Annotated in this window: 12 protein-coding genes, 1 other RNA gene and 1 other annotated feature; of the genes, 2 read left to right on the top strand and 11 right to left on the bottom strand. The window is 48.5% G+C overall.

What is annotated here, in order from left to right:
• Positions 1–309 precede the first annotated feature (309 nt).
• Positions 310–2,535 (bottom strand): SF1B family DNA helicase RecD2, encoded by a 2,226-nt coding sequence (gene recD2 / locus KNQ05_RS02755; protein WP_088837510.1) that lies wholly within the window; start codon positions 2,533–2,535, stop codon positions 310–312.
• Positions 2,536–2,657: 122 nt separating this feature from the next.
• Between recD2 and KNQ05_RS02750 the strand changes: the two genes are divergently transcribed.
• Positions 2,658–3,206 (top strand): VOC family protein, encoded by a 549-nt coding sequence (locus tag KNQ05_RS02750; protein WP_088837511.1) that lies wholly within the window; start codon positions 2,658–2,660, stop codon positions 3,204–3,206.
• Positions 3,207–3,422: 216 nt separating this feature from the next.
• Here KNQ05_RS02750 and KNQ05_RS02745 read toward each other — a convergent pair whose 3' ends face one another.
• The 4 genes from KNQ05_RS02745 to cymR are packed head-to-tail and all read right to left on the bottom strand — an operon-like array spanning position 3,423 to position 6,781.
• Positions 3,423–4,139 (bottom strand): tetratricopeptide repeat protein, encoded by a 717-nt coding sequence (locus KNQ05_RS02745; protein WP_235195163.1) that lies wholly within the window; start codon positions 4,137–4,139, stop codon positions 3,423–3,425.
• Positions 4,093–5,217: a tRNA 2-thiouridine(34) synthase MnmA gene (gene mnmA, locus KNQ05_RS02740; protein WP_214766466.1), complete on the bottom strand. Its 1,125-nt coding sequence runs from the start codon at positions 5,215–5,217 to the stop codon at positions 4,093–4,095. The genes KNQ05_RS02745 and mnmA overlap by 47 nt, the downstream gene beginning before the upstream one ends.
• Before the next feature lie 12 nt (positions 5,218–5,229).
• On the bottom strand, positions 5,230–6,360 hold the full coding sequence (locus KNQ05_RS02735) for a cysteine desulfurase family protein (RefSeq protein WP_214766468.1): 1,131 nt from the start codon (positions 6,358–6,360) through the stop codon (positions 5,230–5,232).
• Positions 6,361–6,373: 13 nt separating this feature from the next.
• The gene (cymR, locus tag KNQ05_RS02730; protein WP_088838504.1) at positions 6,374–6,781 is read right to left on the bottom strand and encodes a cysteine metabolism transcriptional regulator CymR; all 408 of its coding nucleotides are present in this window, start codon (positions 6,779–6,781) and stop codon (positions 6,374–6,376) included.
• 67 nt (positions 6,782–6,848) lie between these two features.
• Between cymR and KNQ05_RS02725 the strand changes: the two genes are divergently transcribed.
• Positions 6,849–8,162, top strand: coding sequence for a replication-associated recombination protein A (locus KNQ05_RS02725; RefSeq protein ID WP_088837513.1), 1,314 nt, complete (start codon positions 6,849–6,851; stop codon positions 8,160–8,162).
• Positions 8,163–8,203: 41 nt separating this feature from the next.
• On the opposite strand, the gene KNQ05_RS02720 is transcribed toward KNQ05_RS02725, so the two are convergent.
• The 6 genes from KNQ05_RS02720 to hisS all read right to left on the bottom strand — a co-directional run bounded on the left by KNQ05_RS02720 (position 8,204) and on the right by hisS (position 14,593).
• Entirely contained in the window at positions 8,204–8,968 is a 765-nt protein-coding gene (locus tag KNQ05_RS02720; RefSeq protein WP_088837514.1) for a tRNA threonylcarbamoyladenosine dehydratase, read from the bottom strand.
• A gap of 109 nt (positions 8,969–9,077) precedes the next feature.
• Positions 9,078–9,267, bottom strand: a non-coding RNA gene (ssrS, locus tag KNQ05_RS02715) — 6S RNA.
• Between the two features lie 82 nt (positions 9,268–9,349).
• Positions 9,350–10,537 (bottom strand): DASH family cryptochrome, encoded by a 1,188-nt coding sequence (locus KNQ05_RS02710; RefSeq protein ID WP_214766472.1) that lies wholly within the window; start codon positions 10,535–10,537, stop codon positions 9,350–9,352.
• A gap of 308 nt (positions 10,538–10,845) precedes the next feature.
• The gene (locus KNQ05_RS02705) at positions 10,846–11,430 is read right to left on the bottom strand and encodes a DNA-3-methyladenine glycosylase (RefSeq protein WP_214804392.1); all 585 of its coding nucleotides are present in this window, start codon (positions 11,428–11,430) and stop codon (positions 10,846–10,848) included.
• A gap of 122 nt (positions 11,431–11,552) precedes the next feature.
• Positions 11,553–13,316 (bottom strand): aspartate--tRNA ligase, encoded by a 1,764-nt coding sequence (aspS, locus tag KNQ05_RS02700; RefSeq protein WP_088837517.1) that lies wholly within the window; start codon positions 13,314–13,316, stop codon positions 11,553–11,555.
• Complete coding sequence (gene hisS / locus KNQ05_RS02695; RefSeq protein WP_251132449.1) at positions 13,313–14,593, bottom strand: histidine--tRNA ligase; 1,281 nt, start codon at positions 14,591–14,593, stop codon at positions 13,313–13,315. The genes aspS and hisS overlap by 4 nt, the downstream gene beginning before the upstream one ends.
• A 43-nt stretch (positions 14,594–14,636) precedes the next feature.
• Positions 14,637–14,859, bottom strand: a binding site (T-box leader).
• Positions 14,860–14,866 lie beyond the last annotated feature (7 nt).

Below are 14,866 nucleotides of genomic sequence, written 5' to 3'. Positions count from 1 at the left end.
ATAAGTTCATCCTGAACGCAAAAAAAACGATGCATCATCCCCTAGGAAAGGGACGAAAGCATCGCTCTCGTGGTACCACCCTCGTTCGCAACATCCTCTGTTACGGATGTTACCTCGAAAAATCCAATAACGGGGATTAACCGCAAGTGTTTTCACTCGACTCAAGAAGGAGCTTCAAATGATTCATCATGGAGATGGTTGCAGCAAATCCATCTCTCTCTTCGTCATGATTGCATCACTCTACTTATCTTCTATCAACGTTTTGCGTCCATTCATCTAACGTGATTATTACCTATCCAACGTATTCCGTCAAGTCTTTGTCGCACCACCCAGACGTTCAATCAACCGCGTCCGTCGACGAGGTTCTTCTTCTTGTGATGCCTTGTGAAAGGCGCGTGGATCTCCGAACAACAACAAACTTGTTTTCGCACGGGTCACGGCCGTATAAATTAAGTTTCTCGAATGCTTAAAGGCGCCCGTAAAGAAGACCGGCATCAGAACGATCGGAAACTCCGACCCTTGGGCTTTATGGATCGTGATCGCATAGGCATGTGTGAATTGGTCCCAGTCACTGCGATTGTATTCGACTTCCGTCTGGTCGAACCGCGCGATAATTTTATCGACTTTATCGACGTTTTCTTTCGCAAAAAAGATGTTGACGATTTCGCCGATATCACCATTGTAGACATTTTCTTCCGCATTGTTGACGAGCTGAAGAATCTTATCTCCACTCCGGTACAGCCGATTCCCTTGCTTCACTTCCCGTTTTTTCGGTGCTTCCGGATTGTAGACATTTTGCAGCGCGAGATTGAGTTCATCAATCCCGACTTGTCCGCGATATGTCGGGGCGAGGACTTGGACGTCGAACTTCGAGTAGCCTTTTGCTAACGCTTTTTCAGCGAAGGCGGCAATCCCGCGTAATGATTCCTGCGGAGCAAGTGAATAAAAACGGCGGTCCGATAACGGTGCCAATAAATCAGCTGATGTGACCCGATTTTTCAAATCATGAGCCAATCGTAAAATCGACGAATCCTCCGCTTGACGGTGTACGACATTGAGTCGTACGACCGGAATCCCGTCCGTATCCATTAAATCAGCCAAAACTTGTCCCGGACCGACCGACGGCAGTTGATCCCGGTCACCAACGAACAAGATTTTCATCCCGTTCGGCACGGCGCGAAGGAGACTCGACAAGAGGTAGATATCAATCATCGATGATTCATCGATGATCAACACTTTTCCGGTGATTGGTTGATCTTCATTCAATTGAAAATTTGAGCCGTCGTATTTCAACAGCCGATGAATTGTCATCGCCGGAACATCGGTCGCTTCCGACAATCGTTTTGCAGCACGCCCGGTCGGTGCGACGAGAACGTACGGATACACATCACCTGATTTGACTTGACTTTTTTCGAGCGGCCAATCATGGATTTCTTGTAAGGCATGTAAGATTCCTTTGATGACCGTCGTTTTACCGGTTCCCGGTCCACCGGTCAAGACCATCAATGGTGCTTTGACGGCCAGTTCAATCGCTTCTCGTTGTTGCGTCGCATATTCCATTCCGAAACGTTCTTCGAGCTGACCGATTGCCGTTAAGATCGTCGCGACATCGACTTCTTGCTCTGCTCCATTCGCCATGACGCGTGCCAGCTCTTTTGCCGCCCTGACTTCCGCATAATAAATCGTCGGCAGATACAGACAGCCTTCTTCGAGTTTTACTTTATCTTCTGTCAACAACAACTCGATTGCCTGTTCGAGTCGTTCTCCTGGGTCTTCGCCTAGCAGGCGGGGTGCCCGCTGCAACAATGAATCAATTGTCGCAAAAGCATGTCCTTCCCCTGCCTCTTGCTCAAGTATGTGCATGACGGACGCTGCAACGCGTTCCGGGTGAAGACCAATCAAGCCGAGATGGGAGGCAATTTGATCGGCCGTCTTAAAACCGATCCCGCTCACTTCGTACATCAAGGAATACGGGTTTTCACGAATCCGCGCCATCGCATCCCCTTCGTACGCCGCATAAATTTTAGCTGCAAGTTTCGGCGTGACGTCGAACGGTGCCAAAAACAACATCAATTGATCAACGCCATAGAGCGTTGCCAGTCGACTGAAGATGACGTCAGCTTGTTTTTGTTTAAGTCCAGGCACACGATCGAGGGCACGGCTATCTTTTAAGATGACATCAATCGCATCCTCGCCAAGTGCCTCGACGATATTTTTCGCTGTTTTCGGACCAATGCCGGTAAACGATCCATTCGTCAAAAAGCGGACAGCGGCATGCTTCGTCATCGGGACAGAACGGCGAATTAATTCTGCCTTTAATTGTTTACCAAACCGTGGATGGTCCACTAAACGGCCAAACGCCTGATACGTACCGCCAAGTTCAATCCCGACTCCCGTTCCCGTCACGACGAGTTCAGTTTCTTTCAATTCAAAGTTTTTTTCCTTAACAGCCACCAATACGATGGAATGCGCTTCTTCTTCGGAGGAGAAGAGCACACGTTTAACACGACCGACGACTTGATGAGGGTGCTCCATCACTCCACCTACTTTCTAAAAGACTACGATTTACTACGCTCTCATCATCATAGCACTCGTTTAATCGATTTAAAATCAGGGAAAGTGAACTTGAACTAAAAATTGAATTGGAGGAGAAGCATGTGGGACGATTACCAATTGCTGGTTTATGTGAATTAGTACTTGAAGTAGAGGATATGGAACGCGCTGTCAACTTTTGGCATGGGACGCTCGGAATACCGATTGTCGAGCAATGGGCTCCAGATGACGCGGAACCAAGTAAAGAACAAGCGACGCAAGACGGCGTTTGGGCGACATGGCTCTATATTGGCGGAAACACGCGACTTGGACTCTGGCTCAAACGAGATTTCACACTCGAGGAACGGACTGTGAAAAATCTACCGGTCACGAAGTGGGATTCGCTTTATGATGAAGGAGGGACTCACGTCCACTGCGCCTTTTACATTGAAAAAAACCGATTCGAGGACGCTCTGAACGTCTTACGGGAAGCAGATATTGCCGTTAAGATTCGAGAATGGGATGAACAAGAAACTTCGAATGATAAAGAATACTCCGCTTATTTTAAAGATACTGAACAAAATGTGATTGAGCTCTATACAAAAAATATGGACGAGGCGTACGAAGACTTTTCTGGTCCGCCGCAACGCGTCGTACGTGAAGTCGGAAACTAACGCAATCTTCAAAACGATCAGAGACGGAATGCGCTTTAAAGCGGTCGCATGACACAGGCAAGTATTAAACCCTCTTGAACGATAAGAAATTGCACAAAAATGGCCGATGGTCCCTTGAAAAGTGGGATCATCGGCCATTTGATTGTTGAAGGACGGAAACATCCGTCACACGGCTTGATGCTGGTCTGACTTATGAGTCAGACCCATTCATTGACCTTATTTCAACAAAGAATCCATTTTCGCTTTCGCATCTTGCGCAAGCGTATGATTCGGTTGATATTCAAGAACCGTCTCGAGCTCCGTATAACACGCTTCTTGCTGACCAAGAAATGCAAGGGCAATCGCATAGTTATAGCGTGCGTCCGTGTGCGTTTCTTCTAACAACAGGACTTGCTCGAAAATTTCTGCCGCTTCTTCGATCTGTTCGTTTTGTGCGAGCGCAAGGCCGTATTGGAAAGCAATTTCGACGTCCACCCCGTTCAATTCCGTCGCTTGTTTCAAGCGAGGAATTCCCCGGACAGGATCGCCGAGCTTTTGATACGTCAGACCAAGCATGAAGTGTAGATCGGCGTCATCAAGTCCATGGAGTAAGGCGAGCCGCAAGGCATCTTCTGCCTCGACCAGTTGCTCTGCCGCAAAGAACAATGCCCCTTTTGCATAGTGGGCACTGGCGAACGTCGGGTCAATTGTCAGCGCCTTTTCATAAAAGCGTAATGCCCGGTCTGCATCATCCATCGATTGAAGCAACGTTCCTAAGTTGACATATGCCGTCGGATCATTCGGGTTTTCTTCAATCGCATCGTTGAAGGCTTGCGCAGCCAGTTCGTAATTTCCCGCTTCTAAATGTCTGAATCCTACTTCGTTATAATTCATCGTGTTCTCTCCCTTATGCAAGATACGTAAGACGTTCGCCCGCTTTGTACGCTTCGTCAATCGTTGCGCCACCTAAGCAGACATCACCATCATAAAATACGACGGCTTGTCCTGGTGTAATTGCCCGTTGGCGTTCGTCAAAGGCAACATCAAGACGTCCATTTTCAAGCAAGCGGACAGTCACGCCTGAGTCTTCTTGACGGTAGCGGAACTTCGCCGTACACCGGAATGTATCGCCGACTTTAAGTGGTGCCGTCCAGCTGATGTCCGACGCATATAATCCTTCCGAGTAGAGCAGTTCATTATGGAAGCCTTGATCAACGAACAAGACGTTATCCGCAAGATTTTTTCCAACAACGAACCAAGGCTCTCCGTCTCCGCCAATCCCTAACCCATGACGCTGTCCCATCGTGTAATACATCAAACCATCGTGACGTCCCATGACTTTTCCGTCGAGTGTCCGCATTTCGCCTGGTTGTGCCGGGAGGTATTGGCTGAGGAATTGTTTAAAGTTCCGTTCCCCGATAAAACAGATACCGGTCGAATCTTTTTTCTTCGCCGTCGCCAAGTTCGCTTCTTCCGCGATTTTCCGGACTTCTGACTTTTCCATGTGACCGATCGGGAACATCGCTTTCGCAATTTGGTCTTGTGACAGTTGGTTCAAGAAGTACGTTTGGTCTTTATTCATATCGACCCCACGGAGTAACTTGTGTTCCCCGTCTTCATAGACTGCACGCGCGTAATGACCTGTCGCGACAAAATCCGCCCCGAGACGCATGGCGTGATCAAGAAACGCTTTGAACTTGATTTCCTTGTTACACATGACATCCGGATTCGGTGTCCGACCCAGTTTATATTCATTCAAGAAATACGTGAAGACTTTGTCCCAGTATTCTTTTTCGAAGTTGACTGCATAGTACGGAATGCCGATTTGATTGGCGACCGCGATCACATCTTCATAGTCTTCCGTCGCTGTACAAAAACCGTCTTCATCCGTATCATCCCAGTTTTTCATGAAGATTCCGATGACGTTGTACCCTTGTTCTTTCAGCAAGTGTGCTGTGACGGACGAGTCGACGCCGCCAGACATCCCGACGACGACTGTCGTCTCACTTGGCGCTTTTGCTCTTGTATTCATTGCTTTCACCTCTTATTTGTTCTGAAACGATTTTACGACATCTATCAATCCTTGTGCGAGTAGTTCGACTTGCCCGGCATCATTTCCACGGCCGAAACTAATTCGGACCGATTGCCGCGTCCGGTCATTTTCACCGTACATCGCGGACAACACGTGAGATGGTTCAATGGAACCTGCCGTACAGGCACTCCCGCTCGAGACGGCAATTCCGCGCATATCGAGCATGATTAAAAACGGTTCAATCTCGACACGCGGGAAATAGAGATTGACGATATGCGGCAGTCCTGGATGCCCATTTTGTTCATAGGAAATCGAACTAGCCTCGAGACGATTGAGTAATAGGCGACGCAAGTCTTCCGACTGGGCTTTCAGTATGTCACGTTCTGCTACGATCAATTGAACGGCTTTTGCGAAACCGACGATTCCAGCGACGTTTTCTGTTCCCGCGCGACGCTTCCGTTCTTGTTCGCCACCGTACGACTGCACTTCTAACTGGACGCCTGTTCGGACGTAGAGCATCCCGACACCTTTTGGTCCATTGATTTTATGACTTGATGCCGATAATAGGTCAATATGACATGCTTCGACGTCGAGACTCAGCTTGCCAAAGACTTGGACCGCATCCGTATGAAAGAGAATGTTTTGTTTGTTTAATAACTGGCCCATTTCCTTGATTGGTTGCAGTGTCCCGACTTCATTGTTTCCGAACATGACCGAAACAAGAATCGTATCCGGGCGAAGCGCTGCCGCGAGTGCGTCGACCGTGACGACGCCCGACTCCGGCACTTCTAAATACGTCACGTCAAACCCACGTTTTTCGAGTTCTTCGAACGCACGCAGGACGGCATGGTGTTCGAAGCGTGTCGTGATGACATGTTGTCCCTTGTCTTGATGTTTCATCGCGGCACCCAAAATCGCATAGTTATCCGACTCCGTTCCCCCCGCCGTGAAGATGATTTCATTTGGTTTGGCATTCAGTTCACTCGCGATTGTCCGACGTGCCGCGTCAATCGCCGCCCGGCCGGAACGACCGAACGCGTGGACGCTCGACGGATTCCCGAATTGCTCGAGCATATATGGAGTCATTGTTTGGAGTACATCAGGGTGCATCGGCGTTGTCGCCGCATGATCAAAATACATCATTTCGTCTCACCTTTCATATATAGAACATATATCCAGTATCATCGTCTTCCGCTAAATCCTTTAATGTCGTCGAATCCAGTACTTGATCGACTGCACTTTGGATTTTATCCCATAACTTTCGTTTCGTCACTTCATCAGAATTGTCCCCTTCGACAACGACGAGTGGTCCTTCAAGCAAACGAATGATATCGCCGGCCGTGATTTCTTCCGCTTTACGCCCTAACTTATAACCGCCGTAAGCGCCACGGACACTTTTGACCAGCCCGCCATTTCGGAGCGGGGCAATCAATTGTTCCAAATAATGCTCCGACAGATTATACATTTGCGCAATTTTCTTTAAGGATAACGGCTTTTGTTCGCCTCCTTTAGCGAGTGCGATCATGATTGTCAGACCATACCGGCCTTTCGTCGAGATTTTCATCATGCGAAATAACATCCTTTCTAGTATAGTAGGAGCTGAATCCACGTGGAAAGAAGGAACGCTACCTATGGCTAATTTATTTGAATCAAAATATCCTGCTGGACCGCTCGCCAACCGGATGCGTCCTCAGTCACTGGACGAAATCGTTGGCCAACGGCATTTAATTGGAGAGACGACCCTCTTACGTCGCGCTATCCTTGCCGATCGGCTCGGGACGGTCATTTTTTATGGTCCACCGGGAACAGGGAAAACGACACTCGCACGCGTCATCTCGAGTTACACGAAGTCGGCTTTTGAACAGTTGAATGCCGTCACCGCAAAACTCGATCAATTACGCGACGTCTTAAAGGCGGCGGAGTCTCGTTTACAGTTTGATGATCAAAAAACAATTCTCTTTTTAGATGAAATCCATCGTTTTAATAAAATGCAGCAAGACGCGTTGCTCCCCGCTCTTGAAGCAGGTACGATCACTTTAATCGGGGCGACGACGGAAAATCCAAGCTTCGAGGTCAACGCCGCTTTACTCTCTCGGGCGACCGTCTTTCGGTTCGAACCACCGACGGCAGACGATTTACGTGTCGTGCTTAACCGAACGTTAGCTGATAAAGACCGCGGTCTCGGAAAATATCCGATTTCGATTACAGAAGAAGCGATTGATCATTACGTTAAACTATCCGACGGCGACTATCGCGCCTTGCTAAATGCACTCGAGCTCGCCGTCTTGACGACTCCGGAAGTCGACGGTGAAATCACGATTGACCTCGCCGTCGCGGAAGAATCGATTCAGCAAAAAGCATTGAAATACGATAAAGACGGCGACCGCCATTATGATGTCATCTCGGCTTTCATTAAATCAATCCGTGGATCCGATCCCGACGCAGCATTATATTGGCTCGCCGTCATGATTGAAGCGGGCGAAAGTCCTCGCTTCATCGTCAGACGATTGTACGTCCATGCCGCAGAAGACATCGGGCTATCGGATCCACAAGCCCTGTTGATTGTCGACGCTTGTGCTCGCGCGTGTGAATACGTTGGTTTTCCGGAAGCACGGATTCCGCTCGCTGAAACCGTATTGTATTTGGCGACGGCACCTAAATCAAATACCGTCATCACAGCAATCGACAAGGCGCTCGCTCTCGTACGACGTTCGGACGGTGGACCGGTCCCACCGCATCTTCGTGACGCCCATCATCCCGGTGCAGAAGCACTCGGAAGTGGTGTCGCTTATCAATACCCGCACCAGTTTCCTCATGCTTACGTGAAACAAAGCTATTGGCCGGAAAACTTAGCGCGGACGAAACCGGTCTTTTACGAGCCGAGTCCACGTGGTTTTGAGAAACAACTCCAAGCCCGACTCGAGTTTTGGAAAAAACAGCCGTAACCATTCAAGATGCGAAAAAGCGACCGAAGTGGTCGCTTTTTTTAACGGACGCGTTCAATCGTAACGCCTGCTTCGCGAACGATCTCATTGATGACGTGACTTGCTGCAATCAAACCACCGACTGATGGAACGAATGCGTTCGAACTTGGGGGCATCTTCGCTTTTCGAATAACCGCTTCGTCATTTCCGACGACTTGACGCACTTCTTCGATGATTTTGACAGGTGGTTCATCCGAGAAGACGACAGGAACCCCTTTATGGATCCCTTCCTTGCGTAAACGTGTCCGAATGACTTTCGCTAACGGATCATATGTCGTGTCTTTGATGTCAACGATCTTAATCCGTGTCGGATCCATTTTATTTGCCATCCCCATACTCGAGATGATTGGAATGTTTCGTCGTTTACACTCTTTAATTAAATGAATCTTGAACGAGACAGTATCTGATGCATCGATGACATAGTCCGGTTGTTGTTCAAAAAAGGATTCGTACGTTTCTTCATTGTAAAACATCTTCAGACGGACGATTTCAATGTCGGGATTAATCAACATCAAACGATCAGCCATCGCATCGACTTTCGGCTGTCCGACGGTCGGGAGCAAGGCATGGATTTGCCGGTTGACGTTCGTGATATCGATGTCATCTTTATCGACGAGAATCAATCGTCCGACACCACTCCGTGCCAGTGCTTCTGCTGAAAACGATCCGACGCCGCCAATTCCTAAGATAGCGACAGACTTTGATGCCAATGCTTCAAGTCCCGTCTTACCGATTGCTAATTCATTACGTGAAAATTGATGCAACATTTCTCTAACCTCACAATTCTCATACTGTTTTACTCGGAATTATATCATAAAAAAAAACGTCATGCGACGTGTCTTTTTTAAAACGTTTTTTAATTTTAATAAAAAGACGATGGGACCCGAAGTGCCGTGTCGATACCTTATTTTTGAACCTGCTGTGCAGGTGGGTGTCTTATCCGATTCCTATTCGTACGTCCTCCTGCTGTGTTACGAGGCATGTACTACTAGTTGGAACGTCAAACTCCCTATCAAAAAAGAGTGGCTCAAAGATAAAAGGCGGCTCTCGTACATCTCAGGAACCCCATCTGTTGCATTTAATATAGCATTCCCCTAACCGAATTGCAACTCAATCTGCTTCTAAAAAAATGATATTTTTTTAACGGCTCAGCGTGATGTCCAACGCTTCGTGAAGGCGCCTGTCGGATCATACATTTGCTGCTGAAAAGTAGGATTGAAGCGTGGAATTCGAGTCGCGTTTCCGACACCTGCGATATAAGCCCAGTTACCGTAATTTGAAGCGACGTCATAATCGATCAGTTGGCTTTCAAAGTATGACGCCCCGACGCGCCAGTCCTGCCCAAGCTCATGAATCAAATAACTCGCAGTAATTTGCCGCCCACGATTCGACATCCATCCTGTTTCTCGAAATTCATGCATAAAGGCATCTACGAACGGTTGCCCGGTTCGTCCTTCGATCCACATCGAAATGATTGACTCGTCCGTCGACCAGACTTTACTCCCTTCTCCTAATCCGTGTGCAAGAAATAATCGGTTCTTTGTCTCACGCATCGTGAAATGAAAAAAGTCGCGCCAAAGTAACTCGAAATACAACCAGTATGTCGATTCATTAGCACCATGGCGTCTTTCCGCGTTTTGAAGTTCTGCCATGACCCGGCGTGGGGATAAGGAACCGTTCGCTAACCAGGCCGATAATTTGGAGGAATCATCCCGACCGAAACCATTCCGTGTTTCCTTATACGTAAAAACGGGTCCTTCCAAATACGCTTTTAATCTTGCTTTCCCCGTCATCTCGCCTCCTTCAAAGGGAAACGCAGCATCTGAGTCATAAGCGGGTAACGTAATAGCAGCCGTAGGGTATTCAAGCGCGATTGGTTGTTCAAAATGACCCGACCGCTCGACTTTCTTTCGAAAGGCCGAAAAGACATGCGCCAATTTATCGCTACCGATTTGTTCACGGCGGTACAACGTCTGTGTTTCATAGATGCGTGCCGTGAATTGTGCAAGCACTGCCTGCTCATCAATTAACTCGTAATACCCTGTCATTCGATGAAAATAAACGACGTCTCCCGGCTTCATAAACCGTCCCAACTGTTCGCTGACGTCCCCGGTTAAAATCGTTAACTCGATTCCGAGTCGTCCTAACTCTTCCTGAAGCGTCTGTAATGTTTCACGCTCAAATTTCAGTTGCGCATGTCCCCGTTCAAATCGTCTCGTATTTAACGGTTGTTGAACAAAAACAGCTTTGACCGTCGAATGTGCCTGCCGTGCCTGTGCTAAGGCTTCGTGATCATCGACACGTAAATCAGCACGGTACCATACGATTCCACTCATCATCTCGTCTCCTCTCCACTCGTCTAGTTTCATCATCTCAAGGATTTCGTGATTCGCCTACTCTGCAATATGCCGAAAAGGTTTCAGCTTTTTGTTTTCGTGGAATATAATTAATACAAAACGGTGTAAGGAGTGACAGGCAGATGGCTAAAAAAGGAAAATTAAGAACGTTAATCACGCTCGCGACGACAGTTGGACCAATCGTCTATAAGTTTTATAAACAACAACAATCTAAAAAAACGACGAACACCCCTAAATAAAACGTCAAGACGCGACGGACTTCATCGTCCCTCGCGTCTTTTTTGTTGTCATTTTTTACTGACACCAAGACTTTCCTCTTCATAAAACCGCCACGGATAGTGTGTCGCTTCACCGGCATTCGGAATCCCGACTCGTGTCGTCTCGATGATTTGTCCGGCTTGACCCGCAACGAGCCGGAAACGTTCTTGATACAAATCTTCTCCCGACTCAGCAGTCGTTAACCCGAAGGCCTGACAAAGCTTCGCCGGTCCGTTGACTAAGTTTTTGAGTTGGGCTTTTGTCAGTTCGTGATACGATCTATTAAATCGACGGTAGGCGATGATCTCATGACCTGAGATGATTTCCGCCCCACGCAGTAAAACGGCATACCCTTGTCCGACGTCTCCACAGACGAAATTTAAGCAATGATGCATGCCATAGGTGAAGTAGACATAGAGATGCCCCGCTTCACCGAACATCGGTGCCGTCCGTTTCGTCGGGCGGCCACTGTAAGAATGTGCAGCTTGATCGTACGGTCCGAGATACGCTTCGACCTCGACGATTCGCATCGTGACGTCATCAACCGTCAGCACACTTCCAATCAAGTCTTTGCCGACCTCAAGCGGCGATCGTTCAAAAAAACTCCGTTCCATTGCTGTCCCCTCCTATTCTTCCAATCACTCTTACGGAAATCAGAATCTTGAATTAGTCAAAACCAATTCAACTAAAAGAAACAGACTCCCTTCCAAAAGAGGAAGAAAGTCTGTTGTGATGATTATTGTTTGACAGCCGTCCGGATTGACAACTCATTTAATTGTGCGTCCGAGACCGGGCTCGGTGCTGCAGTCAATAAGTCGCTCGCCGACGCCGTTTTCGGGAAAGCGATCGTATCGCGTAAGTTTGTCCGTCCCGCGAGTAACATGATCAAGCGGTCAAGTCCGAGTGCAATTCCAGCATGCGGTGGTGTGCCGTATTCAAATGCTTCCATCAAGAATCCGAACTGTTCGTTCGCCTCTTCTTCCGTGAAACCAAGTAATTTGAACATCCGCTCTTGGATATCGCGCTCATAAATCCGTTGCGATCCGCCACCTAACTCATATCCGTTCAAGACAAGGTCATAGGCGACGGCAAGGACGCTGCCCGGGTCCGTTTCGAGTTTATCAAGATCTTCGCGGCGTGGCATCGTGAATGGATGGTGGTTCGCATAGAAACGACCGTCTTCTTCTTCGAATGTCACGAGCGGGAAGTCCGTCACCCACAGGAAGTTAAAGACCGTTTCGTCAATCAAACCAAGTTCTTTCGCCAGTTTTTGACGCAGTGCGCCGAGGCTGTCGGCAACGATTGACGCTTTTGCTGCGACGAAGACGAGTAAGTCGCCTGTTTCTGCTTCCGTCGCAGCGATAAGACGGGCAGCCGCTACTTCATCAAAGAATTTGGCAATTGGTCCGTTTAAGCCGTCCGGAGTCACTTTGACCCAGGCGAGACCTTTCGCGCCGTAAATGGCCGTGAACTCTTGTAATTTATCGATGTCTTTCCGCGAGAAGTTGTCTGCCGCCCCTTTGACGTTCAATGCTTTGACTTCGCCACCGGCTTCAAGTGCCATGTCGAAGACTTTAAAGCCCGCCCCTTTGACGGCTTCCGCAACATCGATCAGTTCGAGACCGAAGCGTGTATCCGGCTTGTCCGAACCGAACCGGCTCATCGCTTCTGCGTATGGCATCCGTGGGAATGGTGTCACGATGTCTTTTCCGAGTGTCTCTTTCATGACACGTGTCATCATCGACTCCATCATCGCATACAAGTCTTCCACGTCCATGAAGCTCGTTTCGATATCGACTTGTGTGAACTCCGGCTGACGGTCTGCCCGTAAGTCTTCGTCACGGAAACAACGTGCGATTTGGAAGTAGCGTTCAAAACCAGATACCATCAGTAACTGTTTAAACAACTGTGGTGATTGTGGCAAAGCATAGAATTCACCTGGGTGGACACGGCTTGGTACGAGATAGTCACGCGCGCCTTCCGGTGTCGACTTCGTCAAAATCGGTGTTTCGACTTCGAGGAAGTCCTGTTCGTCGAGGAAGTTCCGCATGATGTTCGACGCTTTCGAACGGAGGCGGAATGTCTCTTGGAGCGACGGACGACGTAAATCAAGGTAGCGATACTTCAAACGAAGATCTTCTGACGTTTGCTCTGCTTCTTCACTGATTGGAAATGGCGTCATTTTTGAAGCGTTCAAAATGACGACTTCGTCCGCAACGACTTCAACGAGCCCCGTCGGCATGTTCGGGTTCGGATTTTCGCGTTGGACGACTTTCCCTTTAATATCAAGCACGTACTCGGAACGAATCGATTCTGCTAAGCGGTGTGCCTGTTCGTTTTCCGGTTGGAAGACGACTTGGACGATTCCTGTCCGGTCGCGAAGATCGAGGAAAATCAAGCCCCCGAGGTCACGTCGTTTTTGAACCCATCCTTTTAGCTGGACGGATTGTCCGATGACATCTTCCGTCACGTGTCCATTCATATGTGTGCGTCCGATCATTGTGCTGCCTCCTTTAATTTTGCGACGATCGTATCTGCGACCGCCGACAAGGGAACATCTGTCTGTTCGCCTGTCTCCATATTTTTTAACGCTGCGGCACCACGTTCAACTTCTTCATCACCGAGTATGACCGTATACCGCGCCTTCATCCGGTCTGCTGCCTTGAATTGCCCCTTAAATTTACGACCAAGATAATCACGATCTGCCGTGAGTCCTTCGAGACGCATCAATTGGAGAAGACGTGTCGCCGTTTTTTCGACTTCTTCGTTGCCTTGGGCGACGATGAAGACATCGATTGCCTCGTCGATTTCCGGCAGGACTTGTTCATTCTCAAGTGCCATCAAGAGACGCTCGATTCCGATTCCGAACCCAATCCCCGGTGTCGCAGGTCCACCGATTTGTTCGACGAGACCGTTATACCGTCCACCGCCGCAAAGCGTCGTAATCGCACCGAAACCTTCTGCCTCGGACATGATTTCAAATGACGTGTGATTGTAATAGTCAAGACCACGGACGAGTGTTGGATCGATGACATATTCAATCCCTAACGCATCGAGGTGTGACAAGACTTGATCGAAGTAATCTTTCGATGACGCGTTCAAGAAATCGAGAATCGATGGTGCCGTCGCCATACTCGGGTGGTTCCGGTCGACTTTACAGTCAAGGACACGCAACGGGTTCGCTTCTAAACGGTTTTGACAATCTTGACAAAGCTCGTGTGCGACCGGCTTGAAGTGATTGACGAGTGCTTCGCGGTGTGCGGCACGACTTTCGCTATCACCAAGCGAGTTGATGACGAGTTTTAATTGTTTCAGACCGAATGACCGATAGATGCTCATTGCGAGACTGATGACTTCTGCATCGATTGCCGGTTCTTCACTGCCGAGTGCTTCGACGCCGTACTGGTGGAGCTGACGGAAACGTCCTGCTTGCGGACGTTCATAACGGAACATCGGTCCGATGTAGAACAATTTCGTCGGCTGGTTCGGTGCTCCGTACAGTTTGTTCGTCACGAATGAACGTACGACCGCTGCCGTCCCTTCCGGACGAAGCGTAAATTGATCTTTTCCGCGTTTTTCGAGCATGAACATTTCTTTTTGAACGATGTCGGTCGTTTCTCCGACACCCCGTTTGAAGAGTTCTGTTTCTTCAAAGATCGGTGTCCGAATTTCTTTATAGTTGTATCGTTTACTGATCTCACGTAATTGATTTTCGATATACTGCCAGCGCTCAACCGTCCCTGGAAGGATATCGAACGTACCGCGTGGTAATTTCATCTTAATTCCTCCTTATAAGTGAATACAAAAAAGTCCTCGTCCGCAAAGGGACGAGAACTTGAAGATCCCGTGGTACCACCCTGGTTGCTGAAAAAATTCAGCCACTCGGTGCAGTTAACGCCTGCTTACGATTTTCCCTACTGCAGTGTTCAGGAAAATACCTCGGAAGGGTCTTTCACCCAATTCATCTGATCACCCTTTCAGCCAAGGGGCGACTCTCTAAGCAGACGAGGTCTTGGACTACTCCTCTTCGTCATCGGTTCTATAATCGTT

The organism is Exiguobacterium sp. s125 (assembly GCF_018618605.1).
Classification (GTDB): domain Bacteria; phylum Bacillota; class Bacilli; order Exiguobacteriales; family Exiguobacteriaceae; genus Exiguobacterium_A; species Exiguobacterium_A oxidotolerans.
The sequence above is the reverse complement of the archived record's forward strand: the minus strand, read 5'-3'. Positions and strand labels throughout refer to the sequence as shown.

Bases quoted from the DNA above. Each gene is read 5' to 3' on its own strand.
- hisS (WP_251132449.1), bottom strand. From the start codon at position 14,593: ATGAAATTACCACGCGGTACGTTCGATATCCTTCCAGGGACGGTTGAG.
- mnmA (WP_214766466.1), bottom strand. From the start codon at position 5,217: ATGAATACAAGAGCAAAAGCGCCAAGTGAGACGACAGTCGTCGTCGGG.
- recD2 (WP_088837510.1), bottom strand. From the start codon at position 2,535: ATGGAGCACCCTCATCAAGTCGTCGGTCGTGTTAAACGTGTGCTCTTC.
- KNQ05_RS02705 (WP_214804392.1), bottom strand. From the start codon at position 11,430: ATGGAACGGAGTTTTTTTGAACGATCGCCGCTTGAGGTCGGCAAAGAC.
- aspS (WP_088837517.1), bottom strand. From the start codon at position 13,316: ATGATCGGACGCACACATATGAATGGACACGTGACGGAAGATGTCATC.
- KNQ05_RS02725 (WP_088837513.1), top strand. From the start codon at position 6,849: ATGGCTAATTTATTTGAATCAAAATATCCTGCTGGACCGCTCGCCAAC.
- KNQ05_RS02720 (WP_088837514.1), bottom strand. From the start codon at position 8,968: ATGTTGCATCAATTTTCACGTAATGAATTAGCAATCGGTAAGACGGGA.
- KNQ05_RS02735 (WP_214766468.1), bottom strand. From the start codon at position 6,360: ATGATGTATTTTGATCATGCGGCGACAACGCCGATGCACCCTGATGTA.
- cymR (WP_088838504.1), bottom strand. From the start codon at position 6,781: ATGAAAATCTCGACGAAAGGCCGGTATGGTCTGACAATCATGATCGCA.
- KNQ05_RS02710 (WP_214766472.1), bottom strand. From the start codon at position 10,537: ATGAGTGGAATCGTATGGTACCGTGCTGATTTACGTGTCGATGATCAC.